Annotated in this window: 17 protein-coding genes and 1 pseudogene; 10 read left to right on the forward strand and 8 right to left on the reverse strand. The window is 58.5% G+C overall.

Annotation, left to right across the window (positions count from 1 at the left end):
* The 5 genes from RXV88_RS20975 to RXV88_RS20995 all read right to left on the reverse strand — a co-directional run.
* Window positions 1-1502, reverse strand: a 1502-nt coding sequence (locus RXV88_RS20975; protein WP_316295453.1) for a calcium-binding protein, incomplete at its 3' end; no start/stop codon positions are given.
* Between the two features lie 308 nt (window positions 1503-1810).
* On the reverse strand, window positions 1811-3163 hold the full coding sequence (locus RXV88_RS20980; protein WP_316295454.1) for an IS1380 family transposase: 1353 nt from the start codon (window positions 3161-3163) through the stop codon (window positions 1811-1813).
* 105 nt (window positions 3164-3268) lie between these two features.
* Entirely contained in the window at window positions 3269-4219 is a 951-nt protein-coding gene (locus RXV88_RS20985) for a hypothetical protein (RefSeq protein WP_316295455.1), read from the reverse strand.
* A gap of 189 nt (window positions 4220-4408) precedes the next feature.
* Entirely contained in the window at window positions 4409-5626 is a 1218-nt protein-coding gene (locus RXV88_RS20990) for a nucleotidyltransferase family protein (protein WP_316295456.1), read from the reverse strand.
* Between the two features lie 133 nt (window positions 5627-5759).
* Complete coding sequence (locus RXV88_RS20995) at window positions 5760-7403, reverse strand: ABC transporter ATP-binding protein (RefSeq protein WP_316295457.1); 1644 nt, start codon at window positions 7401-7403, stop codon at window positions 5760-5762.
* Between the two features lie 814 nt (window positions 7404-8217).
* Here RXV88_RS20995 and RXV88_RS21000 point away from each other — a divergent pair.
* From RXV88_RS21000 to RXV88_RS21010, 3 genes are all read left to right on the forward strand, one after another.
* Entirely contained in the window at window positions 8218-10932 is a 2715-nt protein-coding gene (locus RXV88_RS21000) for an Ig-like domain-containing protein (protein WP_316295459.1), read from the forward strand.
* A 604-nt stretch (window positions 10933-11536) separates the two neighbouring features.
* Window positions 11537-12250, forward strand: coding sequence for a DUF3108 domain-containing protein (locus RXV88_RS21005; RefSeq protein ID WP_316295460.1), 714 nt, complete (start codon window positions 11537-11539; stop codon window positions 12248-12250).
* A 407-nt stretch (window positions 12251-12657) separates the two neighbouring features.
* On the forward strand, window positions 12658-13812 hold the full coding sequence (locus RXV88_RS21010; protein ID WP_316295462.1) for an NADH:flavin oxidoreductase/NADH oxidase: 1155 nt from the start codon (window positions 12658-12660) through the stop codon (window positions 13810-13812).
* A gap of 228 nt (window positions 13813-14040) precedes the next feature.
* Here RXV88_RS21010 and RXV88_RS21015 read toward each other — a convergent pair.
* Window positions 14041-14399 (reverse strand): annotated as a pseudogene (locus tag RXV88_RS21015) (transposase); the annotation flags it as partial.
* Window positions 14400-14556: 157 nt separating this feature from the next.
* Here RXV88_RS21015 and RXV88_RS21020 point away from each other — a divergent pair.
* The 5 genes from RXV88_RS21020 to RXV88_RS21040 are packed head-to-tail and all read left to right on the forward strand — an operon-like array spanning window position 14557 to window position 19226.
* Window positions 14557-15045, forward strand: a complete 489-nt coding sequence (locus tag RXV88_RS21020) for an OsmC family protein (protein ID WP_316295464.1) — start codon at window positions 14557-14559, stop codon at window positions 15043-15045.
* A gap of 46 nt (window positions 15046-15091) precedes the next feature.
* On the forward strand, window positions 15092-16192 hold the full coding sequence (locus RXV88_RS21025) for a C4-dicarboxylate TRAP transporter substrate-binding protein (RefSeq protein WP_316295466.1): 1101 nt from the start codon (window positions 15092-15094) through the stop codon (window positions 16190-16192).
* Window positions 16189-16746 carry a TRAP transporter small permease gene (locus RXV88_RS21030; RefSeq protein WP_316295467.1) on the forward strand — a complete coding sequence of 186 codons (558 nt, stop codon included), beginning with the start codon at window positions 16189-16191 and terminating at the stop codon, window positions 16744-16746. Before RXV88_RS21025 ends, RXV88_RS21030 begins: the two co-directional genes overlap by 4 nt.
* A gap of 35 nt (window positions 16747-16781) precedes the next feature.
* Window positions 16782-18125 carry a TRAP transporter large permease gene (locus RXV88_RS21035; RefSeq protein WP_316295468.1) on the forward strand — a complete coding sequence of 448 codons (1344 nt, stop codon included), beginning with the start codon at window positions 16782-16784 and terminating at the stop codon, window positions 18123-18125.
* Between the two features lie 42 nt (window positions 18126-18167).
* Entirely contained in the window at window positions 18168-19226 is a 1059-nt protein-coding gene (locus tag RXV88_RS21040) for a LacI family DNA-binding transcriptional regulator (RefSeq protein WP_316295470.1), read from the forward strand.
* Between the two features lie 47 nt (window positions 19227-19273).
* On the opposite strand, the gene RXV88_RS21045 is transcribed toward RXV88_RS21040, so the two are convergent.
* A complete protein-coding gene (locus RXV88_RS21045) occupies window positions 19274-19483 on the reverse strand; it encodes a hypothetical protein (protein WP_316295472.1) in 210 nt (69 codons plus the stop codon).
* A gap of 1002 nt (window positions 19484-20485) precedes the next feature.
* Here RXV88_RS21045 and RXV88_RS21050 point away from each other — a divergent pair.
* Both RXV88_RS21050 and RXV88_RS21055 read left to right on the forward strand, forming a co-directional pair.
* Window positions 20486-20788: a hypothetical protein gene (locus RXV88_RS21050; RefSeq protein WP_316295473.1), complete on the forward strand. Its 303-nt coding sequence runs from the start codon at window positions 20486-20488 to the stop codon at window positions 20786-20788.
* A 105-nt stretch (window positions 20789-20893) separates the two neighbouring features.
* Window positions 20894-21460 carry a hypothetical protein gene (locus RXV88_RS21055; RefSeq protein ID WP_316295475.1) on the forward strand — a complete coding sequence of 189 codons (567 nt, stop codon included), beginning with the start codon at window positions 20894-20896 and terminating at the stop codon, window positions 21458-21460.
* Between the two features lie 206 nt (window positions 21461-21666).
* Here RXV88_RS21055 and RXV88_RS21060 read toward each other — a convergent pair whose 3' ends face one another.
* On the reverse strand, window positions 21667-21861 hold the full coding sequence (locus RXV88_RS21060) for a hypothetical protein (protein ID WP_316295477.1): 195 nt from the start codon (window positions 21859-21861) through the stop codon (window positions 21667-21669).
* Window positions 21862-21965: the final 104 nt, after the last annotated feature.

Below are 21965 nucleotides of genomic sequence, written 5' to 3' on the forward strand. Positions count from 1 at the left end.
GTGGCGAGATCGAGGGTGCCGTCATCGCCCTGCTCAGCGGCAAGCGCAGAGCCGAACACAAGGTAACTCTCGCCGGCACGGGAAACGCCGTCCGGGTCGCCATCGCGCGCCCCGATGATCACGTCATCCAGCCCATCGCCATCGACATCTCCGGCCGAGGACACAGAGAATCCGCTTAAGTCGCCCGGACCGACGCCCTTGAGTAAAATCGGGGTCGGCGTGTGCAGGTCGTCCGGATCGAGCTCCGCAACGCGGACCCCTTCAAGCAAAATGCTCCCGCGCTGCCCAAGGTCTATGAGAACGCCGTCGGGCGTGTCAGACGACACCGCCAGCAATTCCGCAAATGTCTCGATGCCGAGCGCCGTCAAGCCCAGCCTATCGCCAAACCCGCTGCCAGCCTCAAATCCGGAAATGGTATCCATGCCCGGGTCAGACACGAAACGATAGAAGTCATTCCCTGTGCCGCCGATGTAGACATCGTCGTCCTGGCCAGCGGCGCGGGGCGGAGCGGGCAGTACAGGCGGCCTACCCCTCGCTCCAATGACAAAAGTCCCAGGCTGCCAGTCGCCAAGGCCTTCGTCGATTATCAGGTCATTCCCAGCGCCGGCATCCACGAAGTCGGACCCCAAGCCACCAACAATGCGATCATTGCCATCACCCCCAATGTTTGTGTCGTTTCCCGCAAGACCATAGAGGAGGTCACTACCCCGTTGCCCGACAAGACTGTTGTCGACAGACGATCCATAAAGGACATCGTCGAACTGCGAGCCAATGGCGGCTTCAATGCTCACGAGCGTGTCAGTGTTTCCTAATCCATCAGTTGCTGTGCCCGCGCCGAGATCGACGTATACAGCAGCGACTGCCCCGCTATATGAGACGCCATCCTGTCCACCGCGACCGTCAACGTAGTCATTGCCGCCTACATCAAAGTTCGGAGTGAAAATGTCTCCTTCTGCGTCGGGGCTGAACCAGTTGTCTGCAGATGAGCCATAAAGAAAATCAGAATAGTTTGAACCGCCTATGAACTCGATGCTGACGAGCGTATCGACCCCCTCTCCACCGGTAGCAGTTTCCGCGGCAAGGTCGACGACTATGCCGCTTGTCGCGCGCCCGTACCATACGAAGTCGTTCCCCCCGCGACCGTCAATGTAGTCATTACCCTGCTCGCCGCTGAAACTGTCTCGATCATTTGTACCGTATAAAAAATCATCGTAATTGGAGCCAGAGACCCTTTCGATACTGACGAGTGTATCGGTATTACCCCAACCATCAGTCGCCGTTCCCGAGAGTAGATCTACGGTAACCCCTGATATATCGTTCCTGTAGAAGAGGCGGTCGAATCCCAGTCCGCCATCGTAGTAGTCGTTCCCTTGATCACTCCAGATGGTGTCATCGCCAGCAAACGCGTACACCACGTCGTTGCCGCCACCCGGCCAAATGTCATCTCCAAATTCAGTCCCCGTGATCGTGTCGTCACCATCTCCATAATTGAAACTGGCCATCACTTTTCCCCCAAAAGGTGAATTAAATCAATACTTTATATTATACGTTGCATGGCCAATTTTGCAACTTCCATCCAGATTGTTCTACCGACATTCCCCAACTAGGTCTTCGGTAGCCCCATGCTGCAGCCAATTTGCGCAATGATTAAGCTTTGTGGGTCCGCAATGGCTTGGTTCTGGCATCTGAAGCGCGAACTGAACATGGTTTGCGGCCTCGGCGGTCGGGTTGAACCGGGTTTGGGCCGGATTTGCCCCCCATAGGGCAGACCAGTCGAGCCGGGTTCGTTTGGGTTTTGCCGGTGACACCGTCATGTTAGAACCGGCGGCGCGCGCAGCCGTTGGATGGTCGTCAGGATACGACTGAACAGAGTGCCGCTGACCGCAACTTCTGCCAGTTGGAACGTGATGGCGCGGGCATGGCGGACGACGCGAGCACCGATTTTGATCAGCCGGGTTTGCAGGCTGGTCAACGACCAGTCGGCCATCTCCTCCGGAAGGTTTGCGCCTTGCAGGAAGACGCCGAGATTGTAGGCCAATGCATGAAGCTGAAGGCGGACCTCGTTCTGTGCCATGCCCTTGCAAGACAGGCGCGTCCAGTTGATCGCCTGCTTGCCTTCCTTGATGTGCTGCTCCGCGGTGCCGCGCTGGTTATAGAACCGCACCACCCAATCCGGCTCCATCGGCAGGTTGGTGACGATGAAGCCCACACGGGGGAACAGCTCGCCCGGATGCCATTCGATCTTGGCAATCACCCGGCGCTCGTCCTCCCAGCTCTGCGCCTGATAGTGGAAATCCTCGTAAAACCGCTTGACCTTGGTCAGCGATGGACGCCCCACGGGCCGGGTCAGACGGTGCGCGATCTTCTCGCGCAGCACGGCGTTAACGGGCAGCCGGATGGCGTAGAAATAGCCCTCCTCCTCCAGCCGCGCATAGATTGCAGGGCTGGCATAGGCGGCGTCGGCGCGGAAGAAACGCATAAGGTTGCGCTTGGCATACCGGGCGATGACGGGGTCGAGGAGGTCCCGCCAGCCATAGGCACTGTGGACGTTGCCATTGCGCAGTGCGCAGCGTTTCAGCATGCCGAACTGGTTGAACAAGAAATTCGGGTGATAGCAGGTGCAGTCGAAGTGCCAGTTCCAGGCAGACCCTTCCTGATCACCGTAGGTCGGGCTGACGGAGCTATCCATGTCCAGCACGATATACTTCAGCCCGTTGCGATCATGGAAGCGGTCGATCCATTGCCCGTTCAGATCGGCCAGCGCTTTCCGGTTCTCGGGCGCGGCCAGCGTCTCGGTCTCGAACCTCCCCATCTGCGAGGCTGAGGCCGCTTGTGCATCGACGGCACGGCCACCTACGATCTGGCGCATTACCGGATCAAGGGAAAGGCGCTCGGCGTCGTTGACATCCTCATAACCCGCCAGCCTGCCGAACACCGATTGCCGGAACTGGCCGTCGAGCCGGTGCGTCGTGTTCTTTCCCCGGCGGCTGTCGTGCAAGGCATCAGACGCGAGATCAGACAGTCCAAGCGCATCATCCAGCTCACGCATCACCAGCAGGCCACCATCGGAACTGAGCTTCGCGCCCCGAAATTCCAAGCGCACCCGCCGGTCAAAACCGAGCCGCGCATCATCCGTTTTGCCTGCACCCTCCGGGTGATCCATAATCCGCCACCTTCAGTCCAATTAAAATGCTGAAATATAACACATTACTTGCCGTCAAAGGCGCTCAAACTGCAAGTTACTTGGGGAATGCGTATTGGAAAGCGCTCATCTCTCTTGGTGGAGCGCCGAAGGACGGTGCCGCAACCCGGCGACGGGGCTCTGACGCAACACGATGTCCACGACCTTTTCGATCTCGTCGAAATCATGGTGCCGTTCCAGGCGTAACAGGACGGCTTGTCGGAGGAGGACGACCGCCGCTTCGAAATAGAGCGCCTCATCCTTCAGATGTCGGACAAGGAACGGACGATAGGCGTTTTGTCTGATCATCGCAGCCGCGTCGGCCATGGGCATCTCAAAGAGCTTCGGTTCGCTGGCCCCCTCGTTCTGCGCCAACTCGAAGACAGCGCGGACGGGCAGGAATGATTTTGCAGCCTCATCGCCTTGAACGAAGAATTTGTCCAATTGGTTATGGACCCGCGCTCCCCTTTTAGCTTGCAGCCCGAGCGCTCCGATCGTGTCCTCCCAAAGCTTGAGCTTTCGGCCATCCGAATGCGCAATAGCCCCTTCGCCGTTCGTCAATTCGATGGCACAGAGATCGTCACACAGGACGGTGAAACCATGGCTCTGCAAGGCTGCTGCCATGGTCGATTTTCCTGCACCGGAGTCGCCACAGAACAAGACCGCGCCACCCCCAACCTGAACAGCGCTTGCATGCAGGGTGACGATCCTGCGCATGTGCAGCGCGATGCCGAGCACCGATCCCACGAGAAAAGCCGCGATGTTTGTCTGGCTCTCTGACGTTGGCCAGACCTCAACGGTCCCATTGTCCCAGATAAGAAACTCGGCAACGTCGGGCACTGTCAGATAAAAACGCCGCCCGTCGCTGGCCCAGTCAGCCCCTTCCATGGTCGGGTTTGATGGAGCGGAAGGCTTCTCATCTGCACGCAAATAGCGCAGCTGGGCAGGGCCGGTTCCCGTGGCATGCCGCGCCAGCCCTGGCAACTCGAAGTCGCTTTCGATGAGCAGCCCCGCACTTCTATAGTGTTTTGTTTTCAAGGGGCTTCACCCAGTTTCTTGAGCGCGCAGAAAAGACAACAGTTACTTATGCCATCGATCCGAGGCCACTGTGCAGCCCATCTTTCCTGCGACGTGCAAAATGATTGTCGGGCCGGGCATGGGAAACGCCGTGAAAGGTTAATTGCAGAACTCCAGGCAACTGCTTTTCGACGGCCTGTCCACTGTGGGTTATCGGCGGTCTGTCGTTGCGGGGAGCATACGCCCAAGCATACGCGCCGCGCGCACAAAGAGGTAACCTGCTTCCAGTCCCCGAGGCAGATCGACCAGAGCCAGCTCAGGCAGACTTGGAGCAAGCAGCGCGCGCATGCGCGTGGAAAGAGCCCTCGGTTGGTCCTCGATCGAGATGTCCATGTGGCGCATGATCCCTCGCGCGATAGCCAGGGCGCCGCGCGGAGGCGGGGGGTCTTCACGCAGAATGGCCGTCTTCAGCATCCATTGGATGGACTGCTCCGACAGGTCTCTGCATTTCGGAAGCCTGCGGATCAGCGCATCCAGCGGGTCCGGCAGTTGGGCATCATCGATCCGAGCGGCGACCAGGACCGCGGTCCCCACAGCAGTCGACATGCCAAGCTCACGGGCACGGTCGACAACACAGACCCAGTCCTCATCGACCAGGCGGCCGGTATGGAGAACCCATCGAATGTCATTGAGCCATTTGAGGCGCATCCAGCCATGCGCCAACCCGTGTGCGCACAAGTAGATGAACGTCTCAATCCCGTCCGGAACGAGCACCTCTCCCGCGCCGGCAATGGGGATCGACCGGGACCATATTTTTTCCGCGTCCGTTGGCATCATCCCTTCGAACTTCTGCCAGCGCCAGTGCAACTCCACGGCACGGCCGCTTTGAGGGTCGAAAAATGCCAGTTGATTTGTGCCCCTCAACACGCGCTCTCTCTGGCGATCCGAGCGCAGCAACCCCCGAAACTCAGAGTAAAAGCCACGGCTTTCCAGGACAGAGGCAGCCTGATCAACCTGATCTGCAGGAACCAGGAAATCCACGTCACCGGGATCACGCGCGGCCGCATCGCCATGCAGAACCTGCGAAAGGGGCGCGCCTTTCATGACCGAGGCCGACACGCCCGCGTCTCTCAAATGCGATGCAACGAGAGCGGTGTCCCGCGCGAGCATCAGGCACTGCAGCGCGCGCGTGGTTGAGAGCTCGGCCAGACGACGCCGTGCCGTCTCTGGAGCGCTCACTGAGGGCAGAGCCGCAATGCCGCGGGCGAGCAGCAGAACGGATTTGTGACGCAGTGCCAGGTCAATGACCCATTCCCAGTCAAAATCCTGCGCGGGAACCTGCGGAGACGGTCCTGTCAGATGCAGCAGGGCTTGCCATGCGGACCTTGAGACATCGTTTTGAGAGGAAGGGAGAGGATTGCGGGTCATCCGTGCCTCGCAGTCCCGGAAAACCCGCGCAGCCCGGTCTCAGGAGCGTTCAACGCGCTTATCAGCGCCCCATTTTGATGGTCGACGCTTAAGAGTGCCTTGACGACAGATATGGGGCAAACCTGTCGCGCGATCATTTGACCACCTCGGATAAACCGGTCTCGTCCAGTCGCAAAATCCTGTCTGCCAGAACGAGACTGGCCGGCCGATGGGTGATGAGGATCACCGTGCGGTCCTTCAGCGCCCTTCGCGCTGTCTCAACGAAGCGGGCCTCGCCCTCGGGGTCGAACATCGCCGTTGGTTCATCAAGCACGAGAATGGCAGGGTTTGCCAGAAGTGCGCGCGCCAGGGCCACGCGTTGACGCTGACCGCCCGAAAGCCGGACGCCCGCTTCGCCGATCACGGTATCGAGACCCTCCGGCAGCTGATCGATGAAACTTTGGGCCTGAGCCTGACGCGCGGCGCTCTCGATCCGGGCGCGCGACGCCCCTGGATCACCGAAGCAGATGTTTTCTGCAATCGTGCCATTGATAAGCGCAACGCGTTGCGGAACCAGGGCGATGTGCCGACGATAGGCGGTCAGGTTCATCGCAGCGATATCCAGCCCATCGATGAGAATTCGGCCCCGGTCGGGCGCTCTGAACCTCAGAAGAAGCTCCACCAGAGTGGTCTTGCCCGCTCCGTTTTCTCCTGTGATGGCGACGGTTTCGCCTGCCGCAATGTCGAAGCTGACGCCTTTCAACACGGGGCGCCGCCCCGGATAGGTGAAGTGTACGTCTTCGAAACACACCGCTCCACGCAGGTCCTGTGGCACCAGGCCACTTGCGGGTTCCGTCTGGGCTGACAGCACCTCATCCATATGTTGCAGCGCTCCGCGCGCCGTCTGGAACTGCCCCCAAAGGTCGGCGAGCGACGCGACCGGGCGCGTCAGAAGACCCGCGTAAAGAAGAAAACTCACCAGCTCTCCGGGCGTCATCGTACCGGATGTCACCTTGTCGCTGGCAAGATAGAGCACAAGAACAACCGCCGATGCAGCGATGAACTGCACCGCTGGGCCCAACACGCTCTGATGGTCCACAAGCCGAAGCATAAGCCGTCGATAGCGTTCCACGGTCTCGGCAAAGCGTCGAAGCTCGGTGTCCTCCCGTGCGTAAGATTTGATGGCCGGCAGAACGGTCAGGTTTTCTTCTGCCCGTGCGACCGAGCTTGCATAGGCGTCGCGGATGTCTGAAGACAGCGGTCTGATCTTGCGGGTGATCAGCTTCAGGATGAAGTAGAAGACAGGGACGCCGAGAACGACCGGCAAAGTCAGGATCGGGTCCAGCCTCACCATCAAGACAATCGAACCGGACAGGATGATCAATTGCGGCAAGGTTCCAAGAACAGGCCCTGTTGCGAATTGGCTCAGTAAATCGACCTCGCGGGTTATCAGCGCCAGGAGATCACCGCGACGCCGGTCTTCTATCCACGGCAGGGGTAAGCGTTGGACATGGTTGTAGAGCGCCGTGCGCAGGTCGGCAGTCAGGCCTTCTGCAGCCTTTGACAATATGCGTCTGTGCAGAACCTGCATGACAGACTGCAGTCCAAACAAGCCGATCAGGCCAAAGGCCATGACCGCGATGGATGTCTCGCTCGGCGAAAAGAGCCCTCCGACAATCTGCCCGCCCAGCCACGGCACCACGAGGACCGCCGCACTTTCTGCAATCATCAGCAGGAAAGAAAGAGCAAGGGCCAACCGGAACGGCCACAACCGTTCCATGAGAAAGGACAGGCTCACGAGGCGTCGATGTCCTCATGTGAAATCTGAAGAACGCCATGCTCGAAGCGCGGGCTCTCCCTCCGAGGCAAAATCCTTTCCAGACTAAGAGGCATCGAGCGGGCCTTTGGGGTCATGGTTTTGCACGGTGTCTCGAAAGAGGCCGCAATGGACTTCTGTCCAACGGGACACCCCCAAATCGGCGCCAGAATTTGTCCTCGTTGACAGCTCTGCTGACACGCCCTGCCCCCACGGCTGCCGCACCGGAGCTCGCTGTGGCGGCCCGGCGGTGCAGGCTCTCCTGTGGAGATGCGTTCATGAGTGAACGGTCGTCCATCGGGAGGGGGAAGACAAGGGCCTCACCAGGGTGTGTGCACAAAATTTCATCTGCGCTCAGACGTTCATCAGAGAGGGAGGCGGCAACCTTTCAGGGTTCTGCTCCAGCAGCCTCATCAGGCGGAAGCGCACGTCGGTGCTCGCCAGGGTTCCTGCACAAAATTTCATGAGCGTTTGGAATTGCACCAGGCAGCGGCAGGGTAGATCTTGTGCCCGCTGATGGCCCCAAAACCATATTGCAGAACACAACTCCAGTGGCTCAGTAGCTAAGGGCAAGACTCTGCACGTGGTGAGTTGCCCCCCCATTTCACTGACACGATGGCGTTTGGCGACTCGCTCTTTGGTTGCGTCGCCAGTTGAAAACATCTTTGAGAAGTTTGCGACTCAGGATATCATCTTCGCGTTGCCGGCGTTCACGCAAATTTTTTTATCGTATCTTTTCCTTCCTCCCTTTTCGAGGGTCGGCCACAAGCAATTTTCAGCACTAAAGGAGGGCAAAATGGCCCGATCCATCACATTTACGATCCATGGTCCCGTCGATACTTTGATAAAAATTGAAGAACTGGACGGCGGGGCACTGCGGTTCGACATTGACGTGCTCGGCTCTGGTCTGATCGGCGATTTGCGAGGTGTCTTTTTCGACTTGAAGGAGCTGAACTCCACGTCGGCCGGATTGACTGTTCTCGGAGTGGACGGCGACGAGGACCTGATCGGCAGGTCCCTTTTCCGGGAAGAACGCGTGGACAAGGTCCATAGAGACGTCAACATCAAGGGGCCGGTCGAGAAAGAACAGGGTGCGTTCGACGCCGGTATCGAATTTGGCACTCCGGGCATCGGTAAGGACGATGTCTCGGAGGTCAGCTTTGTCCTGACGGCCAACGAACCTCTGTCACTGGACAGTTTGGATTTGGCGGATTTCGGTCTTCGTTACACATCCGTCGGCATAGAAGGTGATGGGCGCGAGGACAGTGAAAAAATCGCAGGTGACGCCAGTGGAGTGGCGCGCAACGATGCCTGGGAAGTGGATGAGAACGTCCAGGGTACAGTCGACCTGCTCGACAATGATACCAATGGAACTCAAGAAAACGGAACGCGCAAAACGCTTATCAGCGTCGTCGACGATGAAGGTGCGCTCGTGCCCGTTGCGGGCGGTTTCGAACGTGTCGTTATCATCGACGGGCTTGAACTCGGAACGCTTTTTGTTTCTGACGATGGGTTCGCAACATTCACTGCAAATGGGGCCGATGTCGACAAGCTTGCGCATGACGACATACGAACATGGGAATTTACCTACGAGACAGTTTCGAGCGTCGGGAACCTGGCGTCCGCCGACGCCCTGCTGACGATCGATGGACAAAATGACCAACCCGTCGCGTTCGACCGGGTGCTGAGCGTTGGTGAAGACGACGCCTTCGACACGGTCCAATCCCCGCAATTCGGTGAGCTGAATGGGGATGGTGTCACAGGGCGCTTCGTCGGAACGGATATTGACGACGGCGATGTGCTGTCGTTCGAGATCATATCCGAACCGGTCGACGTGTACGGGAACCAATATGGTCAAGTCGTCAATAACGGCGATGGGACATTTACCTTTAATCCCACCGATGAGTTCCAGTTCCTGGAGGCAGGTGAGACGCGCGATGTCACCTTCCAATATGTCGCGATCGACGATTCCGGTGTTGGAACCTCACCAGTATTTCCGGAAGAAACCGAAAGGTCTGCTCCTGCGACCGTGACGATCACGGTTGAGGGCGCGGACGACGCTGATCTCAGCCTTGCGGATCAGTTGCTGTTCCGAACAACGGATCGCTCGATATGGAACTCGAACGAAGCCTTTAGTCTTGCACCGGACATTCCTTTCCTGGGCTTTACATTCAATGAAAGTCTGGATGCCACCCTTTGGAACGGCATTACGCTTGACTCCGGCGTGGTTCTTGATGTGCTCAACGGCTTTGTTGACGCTGGAGAGGTCGTCCTCGAGACCGCTTGTGATATTTTCACTTTGGGGCTTGCGGATTGCGATGTCGATTTCGGCAACATCGACAACATCACCATCCCCGGCATCAGCACGGCCGGCAACGCTTACGCCAAGGTGGGGCTGCAACCCTACTTCTTCCTGAACGCAGGTGAGGTTGACGCAGAGGTTCCGGTTGACGTGGTGTTCACCGCGCCGCGCCAGGTCGAAGCAGGCGACACCATTACAATTGGCAGTGCCTATACCATCGACGGTGGCGCCACATTCCAGACCTCGGGGCCATCTGTTCAATTCGGCATCGACTTCGTGCTCGATATTGTCGCGGACCTGACGTTGAACGCCCTTGGAAGCTCTATCGAACTCTTTGATTTCGATACAGGAGACTTCCTTGAGACGGGAGTACTGGGTGAGCCGGGATTCAACATCTTCGACGTGGGGCCAGGCAGTACGACGGAAATCGAACTTCCGTTGGACAGCACCCTGACCCTGACGGTCCCGGACTTCGGAGCGACAGGGACGCCGGTGAACCCGGACAACTCGCGCCTGGAAGGCAGCGACGAGGAGGAATTCGTTGATCTGACCATTGATGTCGATGCCTTGATATCGCTCATTCCGGGCGTGCCACCGTTCGGCGGCGGCGATTCATTCGGCTTGGATTTCGACTTCGGCGAACTCGGCAATCTGGACATTGCCTCTTTCAGTTACGGCTGGGATCTGCTGGACATCGATCTTCAGGGGATCCTGAGTGCGGTTCAGGACTTCTCGATGTCGATCACGGATTTGCCGCTTCTGGCGCGACTTGAAGACGGCGTCACGGAGATCACTGGCTTCAGTCTGGGTGATGACGTCACTTTTGATGTCCCTGAGGACTCGAGCTTCGATGCGGATGTCGATGGCGATGCGGATGGCCTGATGGACTTCGATATCGAGGTCGATATCGAAGCCCTTTTCGAACATCAGTCCTCGCTCGAACTCGACATGAACCTGATTTTGGGGCTGCTCAGATTCACCGCAGGCGTAACGTCCGACTTCATTTCCGATGATCTGGAATTCAGTTTGTTCGACGGCCTTGTTCCGTCCCTGCCATTCGATCCCGATCCCGACGACGGTTTCCTGATTGGCGGCACAATTCCTTTGATCGAGGATGCGAGGCTTGCAACCCTGTTCGACGACGAATTCCCGCTTGAGGGTTGGAATACGGAAACGAACACCACAGACCTGTTCTTCGACGTCGCTTAAGGTGTTCTCAAATGACTAACTGGCCCGGCGCAAGTCGCCGGGCTTTGCATTCTGGCACCCGTTTTAGGGCCATCGCCCCGACCCCCTTGGGCAACTGAATCGACCCCAAAACCCCCGATTTTTGGCAAAATCCCTGGTTACGGTTTGCGTAACTTCTAGGCGTCTTTGTAAACACCCTGCAAGGCGCCTTTTCCCAACCTGTCTTGGCTCTCGCAGCCCTGCTCCGAACGGCGAACATACCCCTTATTGTTTCGCCTTTTTTGGGGCTCAAACCCCCGATAACGCAAGCTCCCAGCTCTTTGCGATGTCGACGATATTCCGGCCGCCAAGGGAACTGGCTTCCCACCGTCAGAGCCGCCCCGTCGTTCTTGGCACCTGGGGGCCCCGATCCACCTCCCTGTTCCATCGCGGGCAATGTGTCGGATAAGGTCGAACGCCTTCCAGGATCTTTGGAGGGCGTTTTCAGTTTGAGCCGGGGAAGGGCGCTGGGAACCCTTGTTGTGTTGTCGCAGGTTCGGTCCGATGTTCGCCGTCGAGCTCCGGAAAGGTCGGATTGATGGCAAGGGATTGAACCTTCTCGCGCGACGAGCGAAATAACACACTTATGACACGCCTGTTCAAATCGATTGCCGCCCTTCTTGTCTTCGCTTCGCTCTGCGGCCCTGCGCAAGCCGAGCAAGTCTCATTTGTTCTGAGATTTGCCGGCATCAAGCTTGGCACGCTGAGCTACGTGGACCAAGTCGGGCCGTCCTCCTACGCGGCCGGACTTCGGTTCCGGACCGGAGGCCTGACGGGCCTGATTTCTAGCGTGACCTTTGAGGCCCGGTCACAGGGACGCCCGTTGGCAGGAGGCAACCTCGCTCCTACGAAATATCGCGAAGAAAGTCTTCGTGACGGCGAACGCGAAATCACCGAAATCATGTGGCGAGGGAAGACGCCGGATATCGCTGTCGAAACGCCTCCACAGCCGGATCGCCTCGATCCCCGCCAGGCCGTCGGCAGTGTTGATTTGATGACAGGCATGCACCTGCTCCTCCGTACGATCGCACCAGAGGATGCCTGTAAACTGGACGCGACGACCTATGATGGAAAGCGGCTGATGCGTCTGACACTCAGTGATGCCACCGAGGATCGCTCGGGTCGTGTGAGCTGTACGGGAAAGTTTTCCCGACTCAAGGGCGTGGCGCCGGAGGGACTGTTTGACACCATGTTCGCGAAGTTCGAAGTGACTTACAGAACTTTGGCTGATGGTCGGGTCCGGGCGGACCGGATGGTTTTGAAAACACCCTTGGGCCGGGCCGTTCTTGCGTCCGAGTGATCGGACCCAGTTTTGGGGCAAGTCGGCCGGGTAGGGATTTTTGTCTCCGCCTCGCGGCTGCCGTCAAGAATCTCTGCAGAGTTGCGAAGCTCAAATCAATCCCGGCCTGAAAGCCCGTCGACTAAGCTACTAACACACTCCGAACCCGAGTTCGAAGCCGACTTCCTCAACCACATCCAATTTGGTTGGCCATTCAAATCGTGAACGATGGGATGGCGGAGAACGTGGCGAATGAATGCGATTAGAAAGGCTCTTGATCTGTCCGCAACTTGGGGCACCTTGGATCGTCGAGCATATTTGCCCCAATTTGGCGGTCCCAAGAGGATCGGGCGCTGCCCGGTCCGTGATCGATTGCGCTGGATAAGCCGAGTATTTACAGATGGTGGTCAACTTGCCTGAGGCCAATGATGACAGATATCCCTAACCTTTTCCGTCCGCTCGAACTGCGCGGCATCGAAACCCGCAACCGTGTCGTGATCTCGCCCATGTGCCAGTATTCGGCCCATGAGGGGCATCTCGACGATTGGCATCTGGTGCATCTCGGGCGGTTCGCGATAGGCGGTGCGGGCATCATCTTCACCGAGGCGACGGCAGTTCAGAAGAGCGGAAGAATCACCCATGGCTGTCCCGGGCTTTGGGCCGACAGCCAGATCCCCGGCCATTCACGCGTCGCGCAATTCGCCCTGCGCAACGGCGCCATCCCAGCTATCCAGCTCGGTCATGCGGGACGGAAATCGAGCATGCAGCGTCCCTGGTTCGGCAACGGACCGCTCGATCAGTCCGACTTCAACCGTGGCGATATGCCGTGGAGGCCGGTGGGACCGTCCGGGATCCCAGTCGCGGATGGCTGGCCCGTCCCGCGCGAACTGAGCGTCGCGGACATCTGTCAGCTTGTTGACGACTTCGTCGCCGCCACGAAGCGCGCCCTGCAGGCTGGCTACAAGATCATCGAGATCCATGGCGCACACGGCTATCTCGTTCACAGTTTCCTGTCGCCGCTCTCCAACAGGCGAACCGACAGCTACGGGGGCGATCTGCGGGGCCGCATGCGGCTGGCGACCGAAATCGTGGAGGCCGTTCGCGCCACACTTCCCGACGATATTCCGCTGTTCTTCAGAACCTCCGCTGTCGATGGCCCCCTAGACGGCTGGACGCTGGAGGATACCGTCGTCCTTGCCGCAAGACTGAGGGAAATCGGCGTCGACGTCATGGATTGCTCGTCGAGCGGCATCTCGGGGGCGGCAACGGCCAGTGGCAACAGCAAGCGCCAACCCGGTTTCCAGGTTCCCTACGCGGAAAGGGTCAGGAAGGAGACTGGCATCAAGACGATGGCTGTCGGACTCATCACGCATCCGGTCCAGGCGGAGAAGATCCTCAAGCGCGGGCAGGCCGACCTCATCGCGATCGCCCGCGAGGCGCTTGTGGATCCGATGTGGGCGCTTCATGCCGCCCGCGAGTTGGGGTACGACACTGATTTTGCCAGTTGGCCGAAACAGTCGGGCTGGTGGCTTGTCGCCCGGCAGAAGACGTCGGAGTTATATGACCCCGACAGCGCGGGTTGAGCCCAAAAAAGGGTCTGGAACCACCAATCTTCCTTCTCTACTGCCGACTTAAGTCCCGGACGAAATCGTGACGGATCATCTGACGTGAAAGTGTCAAAGGAACTTGGGTTGAGGCGGGGCAGGGGGCGAGTATCCTCCTTCCAGTGTCGATACGGGAACGGCGACAGCTCGCGCGTCAGCTGGCAAGCGGCAACGGGCGGCGGGAGTCGCAGGCCCCGTTACGCCATCTCATAAACAATAGATGACGGTTGCGGCGAGAGCGATGGCCGAGAACAAGGCCTTGGGGCCCGGTCATATCTGGTGGCCACGCGGCGCCAATCCTTGAGCCTGCCGAACATGATCTCGATCACCGCCCGGCAGTGCATTGCGCAGCAATGTCGCGAGAGGGGCGGTTACGACGTTTGTAGCGTCGTTTGTCATATTTCACCGGTGTCGTGCGTTGCTTTCGTCCGGGTATGCAGGCGCGTATCCCTTTGTCTTGCAACGCTTCTCGGAACCAATCAGCGTCGTATCCCCGGCCCCCGAGTAGCCAGTTCACGTTCGGCAGGCTGTTGAGCAGCGCGCGCACCGATGTAATCGCTGAGCTCAACCGAAATGCGTCACACGATGCGCTCCTGTGAGTTGAAAAGTTCGGGGGCACCGCGTTCGGTTGCCGCGATATCCAATCTGGATATCTTTGCGGTTTCGCTTCGGTTAAATTTATGCAAACGTTTGCGCAAGCTGTTAAGCAAAAGGGGGCACCACTTGTCCGAAGCTCTTTTCAAAGTCCGCTTTTCTGCCGAAGGCGCTTGCGTCGGCAAACTCAGAAACGAAGTGAGTCTTACAGCGCATGAGCCGTTTCAGGTCGAACGCATGCTTGCGACAGACGAAGGAAAATTTCAGGGCGGGGACGATACCGCCCCGACGCCGTTGGAATTTTTCGTGACCGGGCTGGTTGGCTGCCTGATGACCCAGATCCGAGTTTTCGCGAAGCGGCTGAAGATCGAAGTGGAAGACGTCAAGATCAGTTGTCGTGCGGAATGGGAGGCTCTGCCAGACCCAGTTGGGCCATATCAGGGGCGGCCGGCGAAGTTCGAGATTGATGTGGACGTAACATCCAGCGCGGCGCCCGATCGAGTGGCTGAACTGGTCAGCGCCGCCCGGCGCGGATGTTTCGTAGAACAGACACTCGGTCAGGCCAACGTGATCAAACACAGGCTTTCAGTCAATGGCGCGGAGCAGTCGCCGGCATAGCACAGCTACCCGAGTGACAGCATTTAATTAACCAAGGGAGGACAGAATGTCATATTCAACTGATCGGTCGAAGAGGAGCTGGGTTTTCAAGGGCCTGACGGCTTCTATCCTGGCTGCCGGGATGGGGCTTGCTTCGCCTGGTTTCGCCCAAGAAGAGATCGACGTGAGCATTGTCTCCGGCTTCTCGCCTGCCGTCGCCGCGGTCAAGATGCTCAAAGAAAGCTTCATGCCGAACGTCGACGCACGTCTGGCCGAGACCGGCAACTACAAGATCAACTGGCAAGAGGCGTTCTCGGGCACGCTGGCAAAGCCTGCGGGCGAGCTTGAAGCGATTGAAACCGGGCTTGCCGATATGGGCGTGATCCCCACCGCCTTTCATGCCGACAAGCTGCCGGTCTACCAGATCGGATATGTCACGCCTTTTACGACCACGGACCTGGTTCTGATTCACGAGGTCGTGGATGGGCTTGTCGACAAGTATCCCGCCTTCCGCGACACCTGGACCGGGCTTAACCAAGTCACTTTGTCGGCCAGCGGCATTCCCGACAACTACATCCTGTGCTCTGCCGAGCCGATCACATCGCTCAGCGACATCGACGGCCTCAAGGTTGCGGGAGCCGGGCCGAACCTGCGCTGGATCGAACCGGCGGGCGCGACGGGCGTAACCGGTAGCCTCGGCAACTTCTATCAATTGGTGGAAACCGGTGTTGTCGATGCGATGCTGGTCTGGGGCGAAGCGGTCGTTTCGCTGAAGTTCTATGAAGTCTGCGAGCATTACTTCAACGCCAACCTGGGTGGCGTGAATTCCTATGTGATCAATGCCAACCAGCAGGCCTGGGACAGCTACCCTGACGAGGTCAAGGAGGCGATGATTGCCGCAGCCAAGCAATACGGTGTCGACATCGGCAATTTCGCCGCCGAATTGGGCAGCAAAGCGCGTGACACCTTTGTCGCCAATGGCGGCAGCGTCGTCGAGATCGACCCTCAGGAGCGGGCAGACTGGGCCGCAACCCTGCCCAACCTTGCGCAGGAGTGGGTAGCCAGCCTCGAGGCCAGCGGCGTTCCCGCACAGGACATCCTGAGCGAATACATGCAGGCCATGCGTGATGCGAACCAGCCGGTCGCACGTCAGTGGGACGAACAGTGAGCCAGTCTGGCGACAACAACACCGGAGGGGCGCCAGCCCCTTCGGACGGCCCATCCACGCCGGGGCTGACGCCGCTGGTGGTGGGGATGGACGCCGTTGGCGCTTTGATCGTGCTGGGCATGATGATCATAGTGAATATCGATGTCTTTGGCCGGTGGCTGGCTGACTCCCCGCTCGCGGGGACGCTGGAGCTGACTGAGATGGGCATTGTGGCGGTGGTCTATCTGCAACTGGCCCATACGATCCGCGTGAAACGGCTGACCCGGTCGGACACGTTCCTGCATTTCCTCGCGCGTCGGTATGGCGATCGGGTGGATCAGGCCCTGCGCATGCTCTTCAACCTCGCCGGAGCCCTGATGCTCGCGATCATTGCCTACGGGCAGTTTCCCCGTCTGATCGATGCCTGGAGCCGCGGTTATTACAAGGGCAATGTCGGGATCTTCACGGCGCCCACCTGGCCGCTTGAGGCGATCATGCTTCTGGGGGCGGCTGCCGCATCGCTGCAATTTCTTGTCCTCGCCTGGCGCAACGCACGCGCGGTGCGCAGCGCCTGATCGGCCGACATCCTGAACGTTTTCGGAGTTATCACATGACTGGTCTTGAGATTGGCCTGCTTTCGGTTGGCGTGATCGTCCTGCTGATCTATTCCGGGATGCACGTGGGCATCGCTCTGAGCGTGGTGTCGTTCATTTCCGTGGCCCTGCAGAAAGACAGCCTTACCCTGGCGATGAAGTTGCTGACCCTGGCTGCCGCCGACGGGATCGCAGATCAGACCTTTGCGGTGATCCCGCTCTTCGTGCTTATGGGGCTGATCATGAGCGCCTCGGACGTGGGACGCGACGCCTATGACGTGGGCGATTATTTCCTGCGCAGGATCCGTGGCGGTCTGGGACTGGCCACCGTCGGGTCGAACGCGGTTTTTGCTGCCGTCACCGGGGTCTCGATTGCCTCGGCGGCGGTGTTTACGCGCGTGGCGGTGCCGGAAATGCTGCGCCTCGGCTACAGCCCACGATTTGCGGTGGGCACAGTGGCGGGGTCTTCGGTGCTGGGCATGCTGATCCCACCCAGTATCCTGCTGATCGTCTACGCCATCCTGACCGAGCAATCGATCGGCATGATGTTCTTTGCCGGGATCGGGCCGGGGATCCTGCTCTCGACCGTTTATTGCATCGGGATCATCGGCATGGCCTACTTTCTGCCGGGTTTCGTTTATGATCGCACCGGCCGGTTTTCGGACCCGGCCTCGATCGCCGACAGCGATCCGCGCGACACCCACAGCCTGGGCGAAATCCTCGTCAAGTTCCTGCCGCTGCTGGGGCTGGTGCTGATCGTGCTGGGCGGGATTTATGGCGGTATCTTCACCCCGACCGAGGCCGGGGCCGTCGGCGCGATCTGTGCGCTGGTGCTGGCAGTGGTGCGGCGCAAGCTGAGCCCGAAAGACTTTTGGAAAGTGCTGCTGGAGACCGGCCATATCACGGCCTCGATCTGTTTCCTGATCATCGCGGCCACGATGTACAGCCGCTCACTGGCGCTGGCAGGCGTGCCGATGGAGATCGGCGGGCTGGTGCGCACGGCGACGGATCAGTTCCTGCTGGTGGTGCTGATCTATGTGTTGGTCGTGCTTCTTCTGGGAACGATCATCGACTCGGTCTCGATCATCCTGATCATGGTGCCATTGTTCCTGCCGGTGATGCAGGGCTTTCAGGCCGATCCGATCTGGTTCGGCATCCTGACCGTGATCGCTGTAGAGGTCGGCCTGCTGACGCCGCCACTGGGCATCGCGTGTTTCGTGATCAAGGGATGCCTTGATGACCCCCGGATCACATTGGGCGACGTCTTCATGGGGGCCATTCCCTTCGCCCTCATGATGGTGTTTGTATTGGTATTGATCACGGCGTGGCCGCATCTGGTTTATATCAATCAATGGCTGTGACGACCGAACTGAACGACCTGACACTCTCGGGAAAACCACTGCATGTCCAACCCTCCCAAATCCGTGTCTGAAAAACGGGCGCGGCGGGTCAAGCTTTCAGATGTCGCTTCGGCGTCCGGGGTCCACTACTCCACCGTATCGAGGGTACTGAGGCCGGGCTTCAAGGGCCGCATTTCCGACGATGTTGCAGAGAGAGTCAGGGCGGTCGCGAGCGAATTGGGCTACCAGCCGAACGCCGTTGCATCCAGCCTTCGTACGCAATCCACACGGTCGATCGGACTGATCGTGCATGACATGAACGACCCGGTCTATCCGCCGATCCTGTCCGGTATCGAATCTGTCATGTCGCCGGATGGATATGCCGTGCTCGTCGGAAACACAGGTTACGGCGTGGATGCGGAACTCGACCTCGTCAACCGGATGGCCTCGCGCCTTGTCGATGGGATTTTCCTCGCCACGACGCGACTGAAAGACCCTGCTGTGGAACGGTGCGAACAACTCGGCATCCCTCTGGTTTCGGTTCTCCGACAGACGGCAAGCGGCCACACACCTGCCGTCATGAACGATTGCTTCTGGGGCATGGAAGCATTGACGACCCACATCATTGAAAGCGGGCATCGAGACATTGCGGTGATCATTGCACCACAAGATCTTTCGACGGCCCAGGAACGGTGGCAAGGTGTTCAGGCCGCCATGAACAAACACGGACTGAGCGTGCCAAAGCATCGCCTGGCCCATGTAGACCGAATGTCCATGGATGAAGGCGAAAGGGCAACGAAAGCCCTTCTCGCGGCCGCTCCGGTTTCTCCCGAGGTGATCATCTGTGTTAATGATCTGATCGCTGTCGGGGCCATCCGCGCTTGCAGAGATCGCGGGCTCCGTGTGCCGACGGATATTTCAATATCGGGGTATAACGACATACCGTTGATGGACATGATTGACCCACCTCTATCCACTGTCCATATACACCTGCGCCAAATTGGGAAGGCTGCGGGGGAGATGATGTTGGAATATTTGTCAAATCCAGATCTGCCTGCGCAAACGAAACGTGTGAAGCCCGAATTGGTTCTGCGCGGCTCTTTGAGGGATTTGAAACGCTGAAAGGCTTGGGGAGGCAGTAGTGTGACTGGCCAATTCGATCATGTCTGCTATAAGCCGGTCTTCATCATCCAGGCTCCGCGGTTGGTACCCACCGAGTAGATGCCGTAGGTGATCCCGTTCTCCGACCGCGCCGACTGGTGGCCGACGAGGCTGGCCGTCCAGTGCTCCGGGACGCAGGTTCGTTCGCACTGGGCGATGAACCGCTTTCTGGTGCTGTGAAACACCAACCCCGGACGGTCAAGGTTGGTATCGCGCAACATTACCGACACTCGCGAGGGTGCAACGATGACCATCGGCGGTCACACGATCCTGGTGCTGGGTGTCAGTGCGGATGTGTTTGGGACCGACGACTCCCGGTTTCTGTGAAAATTGAAGCGATTTGTGAGCCCTCAACGGAAATGCTGATCGGCGTTGCGAGTGCTCGCAGAGAAGCCAAGGCAGCGATGCCGACCGAACCGTCGCTACGGCGCGGCGAAAAAAAGCAGTCGTTCCGGCAAGCAGCGGCGAGGTTTCTGGGCTGATTGGGCAAGGAACGGACAAATCGGCCGATGCAGATGTGACCGCTTCGAAGTCCGAGGGTCTAAAAAAAAGGGCTTCTTAGTCCTCATAGGCGGAGCAGGAATTCTCCTTACGGGCAGCATCTGTATGCTACGATGACTTGGCCAGGAGACCCCTCGCACCCGTAAACCGAGGAACTGTCCGTATCTAAATCGGTAGAAACGGAGGTTTCAATGCCAAATAAATGACTGAAGTTCCTTAAGAAACCAACAGCCCGACCCATGGCCGGTGAAGCGGTTCTCGTCTGGCTGGTCGTCGTAATCGTGTCGTCGTGGCTCGGCCAATGCAAGGGCTGACCGAAGGTTCGATCGTCATCATCCACGCCGTCGACGAAATTTCCGGGTGCACGAGGTCTTCGACGACTGCGTATCGGGCTACTCGCTGTCCGGACCGCTGGCCGGTAAGTACGGCGAGTCGTCCCTCGATCTCATCAAGGCAATCATCAAACCATAGGAGGAGACGCATGGTCACAGCGGCGGCGCGCCATTCTTTACGAAAAAGGGAAAGTTCTGTAGAATAGCCCCAGCCGCTTGCAAGCGACCGGGGTAGACCTTGTCAAATATACGAGACACCACCACTCACGAAGACGTCTCGCTGCTTGAACAGGCTGGTACAGGCCGCTATTATTGTCAACATGATAATTTTAGCGGCCTGAATTCACGGCCGGCAGGCGCTAGACAGGTTGGATACAGGCTTGAGCCATGAATAAGATCTCCGCCTTGTTTGAACTGCGGTGCATGCTTCGCAAAATGGAAGAAGATGTTGGCCTCGAGGCGTTGACGCCAGCAGAGATGGACGTTTTCCTTGCTGCTCATGACGTCACCGGCAACCTGGGAGAGGCGGTAACCTCCGACCAGATCCGTCAACACTACCTAGCGTCTGACATTGCGCAGGCTACATACCACAGAGCCCTGCGATCCTTGGTGGGCCTGGGTTTGCTTGAAAAGGCGGCAGGCTACAAATCGCGGCACTATGTGGTCCGCGCCGACCTCGTAAGTCGGTAGCCTTGCCTCAACCTCCACCAGGCACTTTCCTTGTCATCTGGCACCGCTTCTTCTCGGGAGGACTTGAAGGTAGTAGTTGAGCTACAACACTCACTGGGTGGAACTTTGAACTTTCTGATTGTCGCGCTCGTCTATGTTCTTTGTCACGGGTTGACAGCCTTGGTTGTCACGCCCGTGCAGAGCATGGTCTTGCCCGAAGAGACGGTGTTCGCAAGCCTGATCTATCTTCCACATGGCGTTCGGGTCCTGGCGACCTGGGCATTTGGCTGGCGGGCAATCCCGTCTCTTGTCGTCGGCTCAAGCATCGCCGCCTGGCTTTTTACACCAACGGATGAGTTGAACCTGTTAGAACCTGCATTGCTGGAAAGCATTCTCGTTGGCGCCTTCTCGGCGTTTGCGGCCTTTGAACTGGCTCGGCTTGCCGGCTTCGATTTCTACTTTGGGCGTGCGAGAAGGCTCAACTGGAAAGGGATGATTGCGATCGGAGCGATCTCTTCAATCATCAACTCGGTCGGGCAGACGTTCATCTACGCTGGACTGATCGGGCTGGATCAACTTGTTGAAGTCCTCTTGATTTACGCGGTCGGGGATCTCGTTGGCCTTATAGTCTGCATGGTGGCGTTGATGTTCGTCTTTCGCTGGAGCCGCCTTTACAACTTGCCCAAGCGCTGAACATGCAAAAGGCCCGCTTCACGATCAGCTAATGATCGTTTCCGTGCATGCGGCAGGCACGGTTTGCACACGGTTGAACCTAACTCGTGAGGTGCTGCTTTTATCTTTCGTCTAAGCAGCCCTGGAAAACCGACTGGTGCGTCCACCATGCCATAACCGCGTCTGCCTGAACCCGGAGCATCTCACGGTGGGGACGCGGTCTCCTCCTATGGTTTGATGATTGCCTTGATGAGATCCAGGGACGGCCCATATTCACCGGCCAGCGGACCGGTCAGCGAGCAGCCCGATACGCTGTCGTCGAAGACCTCGTGCACCCGGAGTCCGCGAACGTTCTGGCGCGATACCTTGCACATGCGGAGCACAAGTTTGGGCATGAAGCCAAGCGAAGATGTGAAATTCACGTTCCGGCGTCCTGATAAAGCTCATTAGTCGGGTTTGAACAACGCCTTCAGGCGGACTGAAGGCGGAGATTTTGTGTGGTGGGCGTGTGCAGGTCGGCGAACAA

The organism is Aestuariicoccus sp. MJ-SS9 (assembly GCF_032586235.1).
Classification (GTDB): Bacteria; Pseudomonadota; Alphaproteobacteria; order Rhodobacterales; family Rhodobacteraceae; genus Aestuariicoccus.